This is a genomic window from Erythrobacter litoralis HTCC2594, from assembly GCF_000013005.1.
GTDB lineage: Bacteria > Pseudomonadota > Alphaproteobacteria > Sphingomonadales > Sphingomonadaceae > Parerythrobacter > Parerythrobacter litoralis_A.
In genome coordinates, this window is the sequence record NC_007722.1 from 1,874,592 (window position 1) to 1,890,284 (window position 15,693).

Sequence of the window (15,693 nt, forward strand, 5' to 3'; positions counted from 1 at the left end):
ATCGGAAACGCTACACCACGGCGTCACGCTTTACGGTAATCACCTGCGGATAGGTGAATTCCTTGAGGCCATCGATCCCGTATTCGGCACCGAAGCCGGACTGCTTGTGCCCACCAAACGGCGCGAAGGGCGAGAGGTGCAGGAATTCGTTGACCCAGACCGTGCCGGTTTCGAGCTGCTCGGCAATCGCGACGCCCTTGTCGGTATCCTTGGTCCAAACCGCACCGGCGAGACCGTATTCGGAATTGTTGGCGCGTTCGATCACCTCGTCCTCGCTCGAGAACTTCATCAATGGCATGACCGGGCCGAACTGCTCCTCGGCCACAATCCGCGCGTCTTCGGGCGGATTGTCGAGAATCGTCAGGGGCACGAAATAGCCGGTGCCGGAAAGATCGGTGTCGCCGCCCAACAGGAACTTGTAGCCGTTGTCCTTGGCATCCTGAATCAGCTCCAGCACGCGGTCGTACTGCTTCTTGTTCTGGATCGGACCGACACCGGTGCCCTGTTCGGACCCGTCGCCGACAACGACGTTCTTGGCGTATTCGGCAATCGCCTTCGACAGGTCGTCGTAGATATCTTCGTGGATATAGATGCGCTTTGCGGCGACACAGATCTGACCGGCATTGGAGAACGTCGACCAGAACAGCTGCTCGGCCACTTTTTCGACATCGGCATCGGGCAGCACGATCGAGGCATCGTTGCCGCCCAGCTCCAGCGTGATCCGCTTCAGGTCGCGGCTGGCGCCTTCCATGATCTTCTTGCCGGTGGCGGTCGAGCCGGTGAAGGTGATCTTGTGGATATCTTCGTGCTCGGTGATCAACGGGCCGAGGCTGTCTTCGCCGGTGATGATGTTGACCGTGCCGGCCGGCGCTACGTCCTTGATCAGCTCGGCGATGCGGAGCGTCGTCAGCGGCGTGAACGGCGAGGGCTTGAGCACGATCGTGCAGCCCGAGATCAGCGCCGGTACGATCTTCTGGATCGCCATCATGATCGGGAAGTTCCACGGCACGATGCCGCCGACCACGCCCACCGGAACGCGGCGCGTACGGCTGAGGCGCTCGTCATCGTCCTGGTTGATGACATCGTCGAGCGTCAGGGTCGATTGCGCAGCGGCAAGGCCAGCCGCGCCGTAAATTTCCTGCTGGGCCTGTGCGTGCGGCTTACCCTGCTCCGCCGTCAGCAGGCGGAACAGCTCGTCGGCGTTTTCCTTGATCGCGGCGGCGATGCCTTGCGCGACCTTGGCGCGCTCGTCGGAACTGGTCTTGCGCCAGCTCTTGAACGCTTCGCGCGCGGCGGCGACCGCTCGGTCGAGCTCGTCCTTGCCGCAGGCCGGGACCTTGCCGATCACTTCCTCGGTGGCCGGATTTAGTACATCCATCCACGCGCCATTGGTGATCATCTCACCGCCGATCAGGTTCGAATATTCTTTTGCCATGGGGTTTCTCCTCTCGTTGAGTCGCGGATTAGCAGGCCGGGGCGGGGTTTGTCGCGCGAAAGTTTCCAATTGCTACCGATCGGGCAAGTCGGACGGGTGATTGATATTGGCGAGTGGCGGCTCGATTGGCACCCGCCGCGCGCCGACATGATCGGCAAAACCGTAGAGCGAGCGCTGGCCTGTCGCGAGATAGCTGTCGCAAGCCAGAGCCAAAGACACGGGCCACAGACCGACCACCGGCTGCTCGCCAGCGATTGCCGGTGCGCCCTGTTCCAGCTGCCGCAGCAAGTCCGTGGGCAGGTTCGGCACGTCGCAGCCGCAACTCAACACCGCATCGACCCCTTCGATGGCGGCATGATGAAGCGCGGCATTCAACCCTCCGAGCGGACCATGGCCAGGCTCGGGCCAGTCAGGAATGCTGTTGATGCCATCCTCTTCGCGCCCGCAGACGACCACAGCTTCGCACTGCGCCGCCAGCGACCTTGCCACCAGATCGATCAGCCGCTCGCCGTCGATGGTTGCGTGCGCCTTGTCGCTGCCGAAGCGTCGCGAACGGCCGCCCGCCAGGATCGCTCCGAGCACCCGCATGGCTCAGCCCTGTCCGACCACCCGCAAGTGATAGTCATGGCTGCCGAACATCGCATCGCAGGCGAGCAGTCGCTTGTGATAGTGGCTCACGCTCAGCTCGTCGGTCATGCCGACCCCGCCATGGGTCTGGATCGCTGCTTCGCCAACCGCCTTGCCGAGCTTGCCGACCTGCCCCTTGAGGATGGCGATATCGCGCGGTTTTACAGCGCCGGATTCCGCCATTGCCGTGGTGTAAAGTAGCGTCGCCCGCGCCTTGGTGTAAGCGATCTTCATGTCCGCAAGCCGGTGCGCCACGGCCTGGAAGGTCCCGATGGGCACACCGAACTGCTTGCGGGTCATGGCGTAATCGCTGGTAAGCGCAAGCAGTGCGCCCATCGCGCCGACCGCCTCTGCCGATTGCACGATGATGGCATGGGCAAGGATGCGGTCGAGGGCGGCTTCGGCGCCGTCGAGCAGGGTCGCAGGTGTCGCGTCGAAGCGGATATTAGCGGCGCTTCGCCCGTCGATCGTCGTGTAGCTGCGTGCTTCCATGCGTTGCGCTGTCTTCTCGACAAGGAAAACGCCGAGCGGTCCGTCCTCACCCCGACGCGCCACGACGATTAGGCAGTCGGCTTCGCCACCGGCCACGACCAGGCGTTTCTCGCCTGTCAGCGTGAATGCGTCGCCGACCGGTTCAGCGATCATGGCAACCATGTCCGGCGCCGCAGTACCCGCCCCTTCCTCATAGGCGAAGGCGGCGATGGCCTCGCCTGCAATCACTTTCTCCAGCCAGTCTTGCGCCGGGCCATCGTCGCTCGCAGCCAACGCCGCCCCGGCCAGCATGATCGAAGCTGCGTAGGGTTCGATGACGAGATGTTTGCCGAACAGCTCGGCCACAGCGACACAATCGCTGATCGAGCCGCCGAGTCCGCCCTGCTCCTCGGCAAAGGGCAGCGCCAGCAGGCCGAACTCCGCAAACTGCTGCCAAGCCTTTTGCGACCATGGCTCTTCGGAGCGCACCAGCGCCTGCCGCGTTTCGAAATCGTAGTTCTTCTCGAGATACTTGCCGACGCCGTCGCGCAGCATCTCCTGCTCTTCGGTGAAGCTGAAATCCATCGTTCAGCTCCCCGCCACTGTGCGGGCAATCAGGTCGCGCTGCACTTCGTTGGAGCCTGCGTAGATCGTCGTCGCGCGGCTGTTGAGATAGAGCGGCATGGAGATGAGATCGAACTCGCTGCCGAGCGGTTCGACATTGCTGCCGACCCGCAGCGCTTCAAGTTGCCGCGCCAGCCCGTCGACCCCGGAGACCTGCGCCATCAGCGTCGAGGCACGCTGGACCAGTTCCGAATTGATCGTCTTGTTCATCGACGGGAACGCCGGATCGCGCGCGATTTCATGGCCGCTGATGGCGAGCTTCTCGAAATGGGCGAGCGAGGCGATATCGGCCTCCAATTCGCCTATATCGCGCTGGAAGACCGGGTCTTCCGACAGCTTTCCACCAAAGGGAGAGAGCGTTTCCGCAGCCGCGGCGCGCGCCCGCTCGCAATAGCGCATCAGCGTTGGGCTCGCCGCATTGCCGCCGCCGCGCTCGTGCTTGAGCAGGTGCTTGGCGACGCTCCAGCCGTCGTTCTCCTCTCCGACCCGGCCCGATTGCGGCACGCGGCAATCCTCGAAGAATACTTCACACTGCTCGGGAAAGCCGTCGAGCCCGACGATGGGGCGGATTTCCATGCCGGGATAATCGACCCGGTCGAGCAACAGGAAGGTGATACCCTGCTGTTTCTTGCCCTCATTGCTGGTGCGCACCAGCATGAACATGCGGTTGGCGTGATGCGCGTAGGTGGTCCAGATCTTGGAGCCGTTGATGATGTAATCGTCGCCATCGGGTTCGGCGCGGCAGCTGAGCGAGGCCAGGTCTGAGCCGGAATTAGGCTCCGAATAACCTTGCGCCCAGAAATCCTCGCCCTTGAGGATTGGCTCCAGGTATTTTGCCTTCTGCTCCTCGGTGCCGATATCGATCAGCAGCGGTCCGACCATGCCGAGGCTCTGCGGCAGCAGCGGCGGCAGGTCGGCCTTGCGGTATTCCTCGGCGAAGATGAAGCGTTGCTCCACGCTCCAGCCGGTGCCGCCATATTCCTCCGGCCAGTGCGGCGCGACCCAGCCCTTGTCGTAGAGGATGCGGTGCCACTCCATGCACTCCTTGAACGGGGCGAAGACGCTGGTGGTCTTGCGACCCGCCTCGCGGATGGCGGGGGTCGGCGCGGTGGCGAAGAATTCGGCCACTTGGGCGCGGAAATCCTCGAGTTCCGGGGCGAAATCGATGTTCATGGGCGCGGGTCCTCTCTCGCGCCTACCTGTCAGTCTCGGGCGCGGCGAGCAAGGCGAGAAGCGCGAAACTGGCGAGCCAGTGTTCGCCCATATAGTCGCCGGTGACATGGGGCAGCGCGGCGTCGAGATGGATTTGCGCTAGTCTTTCCAGCGAAGCGCTGCGCGGATGGTCGATGAGGCGGTTCGCGATGCCTCGCAGGCAACAGGCACGGCTGAGATTGAGACCGTCGAGATGCGCGATTTTGCCGTCGCTGCGGTCTGAAACGTGAGCGGGTTCGAGGGTCGAAAGCCAGCTATCGGCAGGTAGAAAGCCGTCAAACCAGCGCACAAATGATTCAACCGGCGCGACGCGGCTCATCAGCTGCGCTGCCATCAGAGCTGGCGAGAGAAATTCATCGCCGCCCGGTTCCCAGCCGCGATAATCGGTCCGATCTTCAAAGCAGCGCATCGACCATTGATCGATCGTTTCGACCAGGGAGGGATCGTTGGCTTTCGCCCAATCTCGAGCGAGCACCAGAGCGAATGGCGTGTTGAAATGCGTGCCGACCGTTATCGGATAGGTCAGTACGTCGAGATAGCTCTTGAGCATCGCCGCGAAATGACGCGCTAAGGGCTCCATCCGTGATGCCCACGGCGCATCATGCCGTGACGCTTCGAGATGGAGGTAGAGATACCAGCCCCAGCCATAGGGGCGCTCGAAGCCCTTGGACTCCGGCCGCTGGGCATAGGCCAGTTCGATCGCGAGTTTCCCTGCGGTGAAGGTCTCGTCGGCCAGTTCTGCAATCGCTGCCGCCTCAGGCATATCGGGGTAGAGCCGCCGCAGCGTCAACAGGGTCCACCAGCCGTGGACGCAGCTGTGCCAGTCATAGCTGCCGAAGAAGCACGGATGCAGCTGGCGCGGGGCCTGCGCATCGGCATCGCCCGCCATCACATGATCGAGCTTGTTGGGATACTCGCGCGCGACATGGCCGAGCGCGGCCTGCGCAAAGCGGCGGGCGATATCCTGAGTCAGCTCCACAACACGAACGCCCCGACATAGATGATTGCGACATTGCAGACCCACAGCGGGATCGCCGTGCCGATCTGCTGGCGGATCACGCCGTTCTGGTCCTTCAGCTCCAGCAGCGCGGCGGGCACGATGTTGAAGTTGGCCGCCATCGGCGTCATCAGCGTGCCGCAGAAACCGGCCAGCATGCCTACCGCGCCGATCACTGCGGGATTGCCGCCGTAGTCCTCCACCAGCAGCGGGATGCCGATCGCCGCCGCCATCACCGGGAAGGCGGCAAAGGCATTGCCCATGATCATGGTGAAAAGCGCCATCCCGAGTGCGAAGACGATCACCGCGATCAACACGCTGCCATCGGGGATGACCGTGCCCGCGAGAGAACCGATCACTTCGCCGACCCCGGCCAGCGCGAAGACCGCGCCCAGTGCCGCCAGCATCTGCGGCAGGATCGCCGCCCAGCCGATGGAATCGAGCAGTCGCCGCCCCTCTTGCATCGGGGCCAGCACCGGCGGCTTGAGCCACACCATGGCGTAGGCAAGCGCGAGCAGCACGCCGATGCCGAACAGCAGCAAAGTCTCGCGCCGTTCCTCGAACAGTCCGGTCTCGCCGAACGGCGTGTAATTGTAGAGCAGCGTTCCGGCGACGGCAGTTATCGGCACGATCAGCGCGGGCAGGAAGAGCTTGTTGCCGAGCAGTTGCGAGAAGTTGAAGCGCTCTTCCAGCGAGGTCGTCGGCGGATCGCTGCGGCCCAGCCCGCCGACCCCGGCAATCGCGACCAGCGCCAGTACGATCACGCCATTGGCGAAATCGGAGAGGTGGGTGCCGAACAGGAAGCTTCCCGCGAGAACCGCCCAGAAAGCGGCATTGCCCCAACGCTTGCCATTCGACGCGTCGAGCGCGCTCAGCAGCGCCATGATCACGAAGAACGTCCCGGCGAAAATATAGAGCCATTCGTAGGTGATCATCTTTCCTCTCCCTTGGGAGAGGGGTGGAGCGGCATTGCCGCGCCAGCCGCCCCTCCACCATTCCCGGAGCGGGTCCGGGACTGGTCCCCCTCCCCGGCTCGGAGAGGAAGGCCCAATCGGCGGTCCAAGGCGCGAATACGCCAGCCGTGAATGATAAAGGCGCAGATCGCGGTCGGGATCGCCCAGACCGACAATTGCAGCGGAGTGAGCGGATAGCCGTAGCTTTCGAACACGCCCTGGATCAGCAGGATCGATGCGATGGCAAAGAAGATGTCCTCGCCGAAGAACAGCCCCACGTTGTCGGTCGCCGCCGACATGGCGAGCACTTTCTGCCGTTCGTCCTCCGGCAATTTGCCATGGGTCTTGGTCGCGGCCGCCTCGGCCATCGGGGCGACCAGCGGGCGGACCGTTTGCGGATGGCCGCCGATATCCTTCATCCCGATGGCGGCGGTGATCTGGCGGAAAGCGAGATAGGCCACCAGCAGCCGCGCCATCGTCGCCCCGCGCATGGTTTCTATCAGCGCCTTGGCGCGCTGTTGCAGGCCGTAGCGTTCGAGCAGGCCGATCACCGGCAGGATGATCCAGGTGACTGAAATATAGCGGTTGTCGTTGAAGGCCTTGCCCAGCGCCTCGACCACCGAGACCACGTCGAGACCCGCCAGCAGCCCGGTCGCAATGGCGGCGCTCACGACCACCAGCAGCGGGTTGAACCGCAAGGCAAAGCCGATCACGACGATGGCGATGCCCGCCAGCGGCCAGTAGTTCATGCATTCCTCCCCGACACGGGGAGGGGGACCGCGAGCCGCAGGCTCGGGGTGGAGGCGCGGCCCGCCCAACTCCACACATTGCTCCGGCATTCAGGCATTGCTCGCCCCTCCACCATTCCCGGAATGGGTCCGGGACTGATCCCCCTCCCCGTTTTGGGGAGGAAGGCCAAATCCGCCCCCGCCCGGCGTCAGGATCACAAACGCATCCCCCGGCTGCATGTCAGCCGAGGCCGTCGCGGACAGTTCCTCGCGCGAGCCGTCCGTGCGCTCGACCCAATTGCGACCCGGCTGCGCATCGCCGCCGCCCATAAGCCCGCTCGGCGCGATTGTGCGACGGTTGGCAAGGATGTTCGCCCGCATCGGCTCCAGAAAGGTAATCCGCCGCTCGACCCCGTCGCCGCCACGATGCGCGCCCTCGCCGCCCGAGCCGCGCCGTATGGCGAACCGGTCCAGCCGCACCGGCAGTCGCGTCTCGAGGATTTCCGGGTCGGTCAGGCGGCTGTTGGTCATGTGCGTCTGCACCGCGCTGGTGCCGTCATGATCGGGCCCGGCTCCCGATCCACCCGCGATGGTTTCGTAATATTGGTGGCGCTGGTTGCCGAAAGTGAAATTGTTCATTGTGCCCTGGCTCGGCGCGAGCTTGCCGGTGGCGGCGAACAGCGCATCGGTAATGACCTGGCTCGTCTCGACATTGCCCGCGACCACGGCGGCAGGCGGCGCCGGATTGAGCATAGAGCCTGCGGGCACGACCAGTTCGACCGGGCGCAGGCAGCCGTCGTTCATCGGGATCTGGTCGTCGATCAATGTGCGCAGGACATAGAGCGAGGCCGCGCGGGTGATCGAGCGAGGAGCGTTGAAATTGTTGGGCTGCTGGGCGCTGGTGCCGGTGAAATCGAAGACCGCCGAACGGGTGGCGCGGTCGATCCGGATATCGACCGTCACCTGCGCGCCATTGTCCATTTCGCAGGTGAAATGCCCGTCCTCCAGCCGGTCGAGCAGGCGGCGCACGCTTTCTTCGGCATTGGCGAGGACGTGGTGCATATAGGCCTGCACGACCTCAGCGCCATTGTCGCGCGCGGCCTGTGCCAACAGTTCCGCCCCGCGCGTGCAGGCAGCGACCTGCGCGCGCAGATCCGAGATGTTGCGGTCGGGGTTGCGTGCGGGCCAGTCGCCCGAGCCGAGCGCTGCGCGGATGTCGGCTTCGAGGAAGGTGCCTTCGTCGATCAGCAAATGATTGTCGAGCAGCACGCCTTCCTGATCGATAGACGCGCTTTCGGGCGGCATCGAGCCGGGGGCGATCCCGCCGATATCGGCATGGTGGCCGCGCGCCGCGACGAAGGCGTCGGGCGCGGTGCTGCTCTCCGAGTAAAAGACCGGCACGATTACCGTGATGTCGGGCAGGTGCGTCCCGCCGCGATAGGGATCGTTGAGCACATAGGAATCGCCGCGCCTAATGCCGCGCCCGTCGCGCGCTTGGCCGTCTTCGCCCGGTCCCCTCGCCTCCAGGATACGGCGGATGCTATCGGCCATGCTGCCGAGATGGACGGGGATATGCGGCGCATTGGCGATCAGCGCGCCGTCGGGCGCGAACAGCGCGCAAGAAAAATCGAGCCGCTCCTTGATGTTGACCGAGGTCGCGGTCGACTGCAGCACCACGCCCATTTCCTCGGCGATGGTCATGAACAGATTGTTGAAAATCTCGAGCCGCACGGGATCGACATCGGTGCCATCCGCACGGTCGCGCACCATCGGTGTGGCGCGGGTGAGGACGAGGCTGCCTTCCTCGGAGAGCTCCGCCTGCCAGCCATCGACGACGGCAGTGGTGGAGCCGGGATCGATAACCAGCGCGGGGCCCGTCACCATTTCACCGGCCTTCATCGCCGCGCGCTCGACAACGTCGACATTGCTTTTGATATCGGCATGAACCGCGGGCGGATCGACGATCGCGTCCCCGAAGGTGCCGCCCGGCCCCGACGCCTCGACGCTCAGCGCGTCGACGATAATCGCCGCGTCGGCATCCGAATAGCCGTATTGCTGGCGATGCAGCTCGCGAAACTGCGCGTCCATGGCCTCAGGCGCGCCGCAATCGAGCGTCAGCAGGCTGTCGCTGCCTTCGAAACGCAGCCGCGCGCGTTCGGCGAATCTGATGGTGTCTTCGATCAGACCCTGGTCGAGCAGGTCCTGCCGGGCCTGCTCGCGCAGCAGATCAAGCTCGCTCTCATATCCCTGTCCCAGCGGGCGCACCACGCTGGTCTCGCGGATCGTTTTCACCGGGGCGAGGCCGATGCCATAGGCCGATAGCATTCCCGCCAGCGGGTGGATCAGCACCGTTTCGATGCCGAGCTGGTCGGCGATGTCGCAGGCGTGTTGCCCGCCTGCCCCGCCGAAACAGGCGAGCGCGTATCGGGTCACGTCGTGGCCGCGCGCGACGCTGATCTTGCGGATTGCATTGGCCATGTTGTCGACCGCGATGGCGAGGAAGCCGCGCGCGATTTCTTCCAGCGGTTTGAGCTCGGGCAGCGCGGCGGCTATTTCCTCCAGACGTTGGCGGGCAGCATCTGGATCGAGCGGCTGGTCGGCGTGAGGCCCGAAGACGTGCGGGAAAAAAGCCGGGTCGATCCGGCCGAGGACCAGATTGCAGTCGGTCACCGTCAGCGGCCCGCCCCGACGATAGCATGCGGGCCCCGGATTGGCCCCGGCGCTTTCCGGCCCGACCCGGAAGCGCGCGCCGTCGAAACTGCAGATCGAACCGCCGCCCGCCGCGACGGTATGGATTTGCATCATCGGTGCCGCGACGCGCACGCCCGCCACCACGCTGTCGCCGGTCAATTCGTATTCGCCCGCGAAATGCGCGACATCGGTGCTGGTCCCGCCCATGTCGAAGCCGATCAGCTTCCGGTGGCCCAGTGCCTCGCCGACCGCGGCCATGCCGACGACGCCGCCCGCGGGGCCGGAAAGGATCGCATCCTTGCCTCGAAAGGCACCGATTTCCGCCAGCCCGCCATTCGATTGCATAAAGCGCAGGGCCCCGGTTTCCGGAAGACTGGCCTGTAAACGGTCGGTGTAGTCGCGCAGCACCGGCGAGAGATAGCCGTCCACCACCGTCGTATCGCCGCGGGGCACCAGCTTGATAAGTGGCGCGACTTCGTGGCTGACGCTGATCTGCTTGAAGCCCAGGTCTCGCGCGATCCCCGCCAGGCGATGCTCGTGCGCCTGGTATTTCCAGCCGTGCAGGAAAACGATGGCGAGCGCATCGAAACCGTCTGCGCGCAGCTCCTCCAATGCGCGCGTGGCGCTATCCTCGTCCAGCGGCGCGAGCACTTCGCCATCGACGCTTACTCGCTCGTCGATCTCCACCACGCGCTCGGGCAGCTGGTCGGGCAACACGATATGGCGGGCGAAAATCTCCGGCCGTGCCTGCGTCCCGATCCGCAGCGCGTCGCCAAAGCCTTTGGTGATCGCCAGCGCCAGCCGCGCGCCCTTGCGTTCGAGCAGCGCGTTGGTGGCGACGGTCGTGCCGATCCGCACCTCCTCGACAGCGCCTTCGCCGTGCTGCGCCATCAGCCGCCGCACCGCCTCACTCGCCGCGTCTTCGTAGTGCTCGGGATTTTCCGACAGCAGCTTGTCGGTCACCAGGTTGCCGTCGGGCGTCAGCGCCACGACATCGGTGAAGGTCCCCCCGCGATCGATCGCAAACTGCCAGCCGGTTCCCTTGCCCATGCATGGTGCCTAGGCATTTGCGCCGCGCGAATAAAGCCCGCTTCTTACACCACCATCCCGATCGACGACCTGCGCGGCATGTTGAGCTTTTCCAGGATCATGTGCACGTGGTTCTTGACCGTGGCGGGACTTATCCCGAGCTCGATCGCAATCTGCTTGTTCGACAGGCCTTCCTTGACCAGCGAGGCGACTTCGCGTTCGCGCGCCGTCAGGCAATTGTCCGTTCGCTGGTGCGCCTTGCCGGTCAGCGCGGCCAGGTGCCGGATCAGCCGCGCGGTCATGCGCGGGCTGCACACCGCTTCGCCGCGGGCAGCCATCAGCACCGCCTGGTCCAGGTCCTCGATGCTGTCCTCGCGGCTCACGAAGGAGGAAATGCCGGCCTCCGCACAGCGCATCGCATCGGCCTGCCCCCCGACGCCGAAACCGACGACCGGCAGGCCGGGCTGCGCACAGATCAGGGGCCGGATGATGTCGAGCGTGTCGGGACTTGAGATGTCGAGGACCAAGATGTCCGGCGGGGTATCCGCTAGCGCCTCGGTCGCAGCGGGTGACGTCAGCGAGTCCACCACCTCCACGTGGCCCAGGCGATCGAGACCGCGGGCAAGACCCTCCCGGTAGAGCATCACATCGCCCACGATCACACACCGCGGGCGACCCTCCGCGCTTCGATCCGAACTCCCGTTCGTTCCCCCGCTCCGCATTGTCAGCTTTCCTCGTCCACCAAGCTGGAAAAGACCTGCCGCGGACGACGGACGTAGAACGCCGCGCCCTTGCCAAGTCTATTCGGAAACCGGCAAAAAGAAGATCTCTTACTTGCCGGAATGTTAGTTTTATTAGTTACCCGATCCGAGCCTGTTGCATGATTGATTTCGAATCAATCGGACCCATTCGATCTAGTCCGTATTGCCTAGACCTTGTGCAAAAGCGCGCCGATTCAAGCGGTTCTTTATCTATCGGGGCGACCCTCGTTTCATTCATATCACAAGTATTCGATTCTTCGATGCTGAAAATGGTCTGGACCATCGAATGAACCCTTTTTTGCGGTGAAGGGTTCATGCGCGCCGGTCATTACCGGGCGATGGTGCGCGCATGCACATCCGGCAGGCACAGCATTGAAACCGGTCAGGGTCGTTCTCGGCGCGGTGCCGCAATTGATCGAGGCGATCATGCGCGACGTGTTGAGCGGCTCTGCGGCTATCGAGATCGTCGAGGTCGGCGACAAACCGCCCCACACCGATTACGATGTCCTGGTTCTCAACTCGCTCGAAGGCGATGTCGGCAAGTCCGGATACGCCCGCCCGAGGCCCAATGCGGGCATCGTCATGGTCGCCAGCGAAGGTCGCACGGCTTCCGTCTTCAAACGGCTGAGCGAAGACCTCCACCTCGATGAATCGGCGTCCCTTGCGCTCGAAAACGCCATCCTGCTGGCGGCGGATCGACGCTGATGGCGCAGTACCAAGCCATTGCCGCCACGAGCGCCGCCCTCAAGGCCCTCATCGAAGAGCGCTATCCGCGCGCCGAGTTCGGTGGGACGCTGAACGTCGACAGCCGCCATGTTGCCGATCTTGAGGAGGATCAGACCGACGACGGCTTCGCCATCGTCCTGTGGCGCGTCACCATCAACAAGGAATTGCGCGCCCGCGCACCGCGAACCGACGTATTCGGCAACCGTTTCAAGCCTTCGCTCCCGCTCGACCTGCATTTCCTCGTCATCCCTTTTGCCAGGTCGGTAGAGCGCCAGCATCGGATGCTCGGATGGGTCATGCGCATGTTTGCCGATGTCGGGCATATTTCGGCCGCCCAGCTGAATGCCTATCTCGCGGAAGACGACATTTTCCCGGCGACCGAGGATGTCGAACTGGTCGCCGATCCGCTGCCACTCGCCGATCACCTGACGGTTTGGGAACGGCTCAAGAACTTCCCCGCCTATGCCAGCTACCAGCTGCGCATGGTGCTGATCGACAGCACCGTCTCGATGACCGAGAACCCGCCGGTCGTCGAGCGCGAGTTCGAATACGGCGCAATCACTCCGCCGGCGGGAGGAAGCGCGTCATGATTGCGCTGCTCAATCCCGACAAGTTCCGCATGCGCGTGCCCGGCGCGCTCCGCTTTGTCGATGCCAGCAACCTGGCCGATATCGACAGCGGGCTCGAAGTAGCGATGGTCGTACCTGACCAGCCGCATATCGGCGAGGCGCTCTCGCCTGCCGGGGGTGGTCGCTGGATTCCGCGGCGCCTCACCGGCGTTGCCGCGATTCTGCCGCCGCTTGCGCTGCGTACGATTGCCGACCGCGAACCGGTCGATCCAACGACGATCGGGCAGTTCCCCGATGAGTGGACCGGCAGCGAGCGCGACTACGAGGTTCGCGTATCGGACCCGCGCGGGCGTTTCCTGCCTGCGCGCTTCACCTACTCGATGCCCGATCCGGCGCAGACCCACTGGGATGTCTGGGGCAATCCACCGCAGCCACGCATCCGCTCGCTACTGAAAGAAGGGCAAAGCGATGCGGACTACATTCCGCTCTTCAACCGCACGGGCCGGACCTACGACGTGCCGGTCGCAAGGGTGGCCGCGAACCTCGCCATTCGCCTGCCCGACGGCCGCGACCGCCCGGCCGGCTGGGCGCTGCTCCGCATCCGCTCGGGCAACACCACGGTCGGCCTCGGCCTCGCCGACGAGAACGGCAATGTCGAAGTTGCCTTCCCTTATCCCGAACTGCCGACGCTGACGCCGGCCGAGGCAGCCAATGGGCGCGAGAGCGTTACGTGGACGATCCGGATCTCAGTCCACTTCGATGACCTGTCCGGCACGACTGCGCCTGACGGATCGCTGCTGCCGCCCGATTTCACGACCATTCTCGGCCAATTGCACGGCACGGCTACCCGCGCCTTGCGGCGACTGGGACAGCCGCAGGCCCTGCCCAACCCCGAATTGACCCTCGGCGAGCGCCTGATCCTGCGCACCGAGGACACCGACAACACCCCGTTATCCAGCCTCTATCTCGAGGCGAGCTGAGCGAAGGAGGCACAATCATGCCTGAATATCTGGCCCCGGGCGTTTTCGTGGAAGAGGTATCCTACCGCGCCAAATCGATCGAAGGTGTGAGTACGACAACCACCGGTTTCGTCGGTCCGACGCGATATGGCCCCCTCGATCTGGAGCCCGAAATCATCACCTCGCTGGTGGAATTCGAGCGTCTTTACGGCGGCAGCGCGCAGCTCGATTTCCAAGGGACAGCGCAGGATAATTACATGTGGAACGCGGCCCGCGCGTTTTTCCAGGAAGGCGGCAAGCGGCTGTATGTCGCACGCGCATTCCGTCCCGTCTCCGATGCGAACGATGGACGTGCCAGCCGAGCTACAGCGCTGCACGGTCTGAATTATTCGGCACGCTTCCCGGGCAATGCCGGCAATGGGCGGCTCTCGCTCCAGTTCAATCTCGGCCCGAACCGTTTCGTTCTGACGGATGGCGAGCCCGAGGTGAAAGGCATTTCGCACGGAGATATCGTTTATGTCTCGGGCGACAATGTGGACGATGCCTTCTATCTGGCAACATGGGACCCGGTTGCCGAAGACTTCACCTTCGATGGGGTCGACAGCGGCAGCAATCCACTGTCGGTCGATCTTTCCGATGACAGTGCATTCACAGCAGAGGCGAGCATTCAACGCCTGACAGTTTCGATCCTCTTCGAATCTGTCTCCACCGACATACCCTCCTTCGCGATGGTGGATTTGCCTCTCGATCCACAGCATCGTGCCAATGGGCGGCCCGACAGCCTGCTTTCGCAGTTGGGAGACGATCTGCCGAATGCCGGTGATGCGCGCCGGATACCAATCGCGATAACCCCTGTGGCCGCCAGTCACACCGGACTCGAAATTGCGAACGACTTCATAAGCGATGCCCCAGCCGATCCGACCGTAACTACCGTGATCTACCTGGAGCACCTCATCGATGAGGAAAGCGATCCTTCACAGCTTACCGTGACCATCGAGCTTGAAGGCGGCGGCGACGGCCTGCAGCCGGAATCGCGGCACTATGAGGGTGAGGTCGACACGACAACAAATGCGGCCTCGGGGCTCAAAGCCTTCGAGAATCTCGAAGACATTTCGATCGTCGCCGCTCCCGGTTCAAGCGTTTCCGAAGCGCTCGGCCAGCCGGTCGCAAATGCCCTGATTAGTCATGCCAGACGCATGAAATATCGCATCGCTGTTATCGACAGCGTGCAAAACCAGTCGATTTCCGCAGTCCGGAACTACCGGGCGAAATTCGACAGCAAATACGCGGCTTTCTACTACCCGTGGGTGCGGATCATCGATCCTGTCACCGGGCAGGAGAATCACTATCCGCCTTCGGGCTTCGTGGCCGGCATCTACGCCCGCAACGATGTCGAGCGTGCGGTTTACAAGGCGCCGGCCAATGAAGTCGTCAATCTCGCACTTGGGTTCGAGAAGACGATCAATACCGGGCAGCAGGAGGTGCTGAATCCCGAGGCGATCAATTGCTTCCGCTTCTTCGAGGGCCGCGGCAACCGCCTATGGGGCGCGCGCACCATGACCAGCGATCCCGAGTGGAAATACGTCAACCTCAGGCGCTATTTCGCCTATCTCGAACGCTCGATCGACAAGGGCACGCAATGGGCCGTTTTCGAGCCGAATGGCGAGCGGCTGTGGGCCAATGTCCGCCGCACGATCGAGGATTTCCTGCTCAACGAGTTCCAGAACGGTGCGCTGCTCGGCGAGCGACCCGAGCACGCCTATTTCGTCAAATGCGACCGCTCCACGATGACGCAGAACGACATCGATAACGGCAGGCTCGTCTGCCAGGTCGGCGTCGCTGCTCTCAAACCCGCAGAATTCGTCATCTTCCGCATCGGCCAGTGGACGGCCGACAGCAAAGCCTGAGGAG

The 15,693-nt window shown here is 63.8% G+C and carries 13 protein-coding genes; 4 read left to right on the top strand and 9 right to left on the bottom strand.

Features of this window, described 5'->3' with window-relative positions; genetic code table 11:
• Positions 1–10: 10 nt before the first annotated feature.
• The 9 genes from EL2594_RS09105 to EL2594_RS14915 form a co-directional block, all read right to left on the bottom strand.
• A complete protein-coding gene (locus EL2594_RS09105; RefSeq protein ID WP_011414765.1) occupies positions 11–1,435 on the bottom strand; it encodes an aldehyde dehydrogenase family protein in 1,425 nt (474 codons plus the stop codon).
• A 72-nt stretch (positions 1,436–1,507) separates the two neighbouring features.
• Entirely contained in the window at positions 1,508–2,023 is a 516-nt protein-coding gene (gene mobA, locus EL2594_RS09110; RefSeq protein ID WP_011414766.1) for a molybdenum cofactor guanylyltransferase, read from the bottom strand.
• Positions 2,024–2,026: 3 nt separating this feature from the next.
• Positions 2,027–3,118, bottom strand: a complete 1,092-nt coding sequence (locus EL2594_RS09115; protein ID WP_011414767.1) for an acyl-CoA dehydrogenase family protein — start codon at positions 3,116–3,118, stop codon at positions 2,027–2,029.
• A gap of 3 nt (positions 3,119–3,121) precedes the next feature.
• The gene (locus EL2594_RS09120) at positions 3,122–4,330 is read right to left on the bottom strand and encodes an acyl-CoA dehydrogenase family protein (RefSeq protein WP_011414768.1); all 1,209 of its coding nucleotides are present in this window, start codon (positions 4,328–4,330) and stop codon (positions 3,122–3,124) included.
• A 22-nt stretch (positions 4,331–4,352) separates the two neighbouring features.
• Positions 4,353–5,348, bottom strand: coding sequence for a DUF2891 domain-containing protein (locus EL2594_RS09125; RefSeq protein WP_011414769.1), 996 nt, complete (start codon positions 5,346–5,348; stop codon positions 4,353–4,355).
• Positions 5,339–6,301, bottom strand: a complete 963-nt coding sequence (locus tag EL2594_RS09130) for a DUF979 domain-containing protein (RefSeq protein WP_011414770.1) — start codon at positions 6,299–6,301, stop codon at positions 5,339–5,341. Before EL2594_RS09130 ends, EL2594_RS09125 begins: the two co-directional genes overlap by 10 nt.
• Positions 6,298–7,068 (bottom strand): DUF969 domain-containing protein, encoded by a 771-nt coding sequence (locus EL2594_RS09135; RefSeq protein WP_011414771.1) that lies wholly within the window; start codon positions 7,066–7,068, stop codon positions 6,298–6,300. Before EL2594_RS09135 ends, EL2594_RS09130 begins: the two co-directional genes overlap by 4 nt.
• 90 nt (positions 7,069–7,158) lie before the next feature.
• On the bottom strand, positions 7,159–10,788 hold the full coding sequence (locus EL2594_RS09140; protein WP_011414772.1) for a hydantoinase B/oxoprolinase family protein: 3,630 nt from the start codon (positions 10,786–10,788) through the stop codon (positions 7,159–7,161).
• 44 nt (positions 10,789–10,832) lie between these two features.
• The gene (locus tag EL2594_RS14915; RefSeq protein ID WP_011414773.1) at positions 10,833–11,429 is read right to left on the bottom strand and encodes a LuxR C-terminal-related transcriptional regulator; all 597 of its coding nucleotides are present in this window, start codon (positions 11,427–11,429) and stop codon (positions 10,833–10,835) included.
• Positions 11,430–11,900: 471 nt separating this feature from the next.
• Between EL2594_RS14915 and EL2594_RS09155 the strand changes: the two genes are divergently transcribed.
• From EL2594_RS09155 to EL2594_RS09170, 4 genes are read left to right on the top strand one after another with little or no spacing between them, the layout of a single operon-like run.
• Complete coding sequence (locus EL2594_RS09155; RefSeq protein ID WP_011414774.1) at positions 11,901–12,233, top strand: hypothetical protein; 333 nt, start codon at positions 11,901–11,903, stop codon at positions 12,231–12,233.
• Positions 12,233–12,844, top strand: a complete 612-nt coding sequence (locus EL2594_RS09160; protein ID WP_011414775.1) for a DUF4255 domain-containing protein — start codon at positions 12,233–12,235, stop codon at positions 12,842–12,844. The genes EL2594_RS09155 and EL2594_RS09160 overlap by 1 nt, the downstream gene beginning before the upstream one ends.
• A complete protein-coding gene (locus tag EL2594_RS09165) occupies positions 12,841–13,803 on the top strand; it encodes a hypothetical protein (RefSeq protein WP_011414776.1) in 963 nt (320 codons plus the stop codon). Before EL2594_RS09160 ends, EL2594_RS09165 begins: the two co-directional genes overlap by 4 nt.
• A 17-nt stretch (positions 13,804–13,820) precedes the next feature.
• Positions 13,821–15,689 (top strand): phage tail sheath subtilisin-like domain-containing protein, encoded by a 1,869-nt coding sequence (locus EL2594_RS09170; RefSeq protein ID WP_011414777.1) that lies wholly within the window; start codon positions 13,821–13,823, stop codon positions 15,687–15,689.
• The last annotated feature ends 4 nt before the right edge of the window (positions 15,690–15,693 follow it).

Coding starts and splice junctions, on each gene's coding strand:
- EL2594_RS09105 (WP_011414765.1), bottom strand. CDS start 1,435: ATGGCAAAAGAATATTCGAACCTGATCGGCGGTGAGATGATCACCAAT.
- mobA (WP_011414766.1), bottom strand. CDS start 2,023: ATGCGGGTGCTCGGAGCGATCCTGGCGGGCGGCCGTTCGCGACGCTTC.
- EL2594_RS09115 (WP_011414767.1), bottom strand. CDS start 3,118: ATGGATTTCAGCTTCACCGAAGAGCAGGAGATGCTGCGCGACGGCGTC.
- EL2594_RS09120 (WP_011414768.1), bottom strand. CDS start 4,330: ATGAACATCGATTTCGCCCCGGAACTCGAGGATTTCCGCGCCCAAGTG.
- EL2594_RS09130 (WP_011414770.1), bottom strand. CDS start 6,301: ATGATCACCTACGAATGGCTCTATATTTTCGCCGGGACGTTCTTCGTG.
- EL2594_RS09135 (WP_011414771.1), bottom strand. CDS start 7,068: ATGAACTACTGGCCGCTGGCGGGCATCGCCATCGTCGTGATCGGCTTT.
- EL2594_RS09140 (WP_011414772.1), bottom strand. CDS start 10,788: ATGGGCAAGGGAACCGGCTGGCAGTTTGCGATCGATCGCGGGGGGACC.
- EL2594_RS09160 (WP_011414775.1), top strand. CDS start 12,233: ATGGCGCAGTACCAAGCCATTGCCGCCACGAGCGCCGCCCTCAAGGCC.
- EL2594_RS09165 (WP_011414776.1), top strand. CDS start 12,841: ATGATTGCGCTGCTCAATCCCGACAAGTTCCGCATGCGCGTGCCCGGC.
- EL2594_RS09170 (WP_011414777.1), top strand. CDS start 13,821: ATGCCTGAATATCTGGCCCCGGGCGTTTTCGTGGAAGAGGTATCCTAC.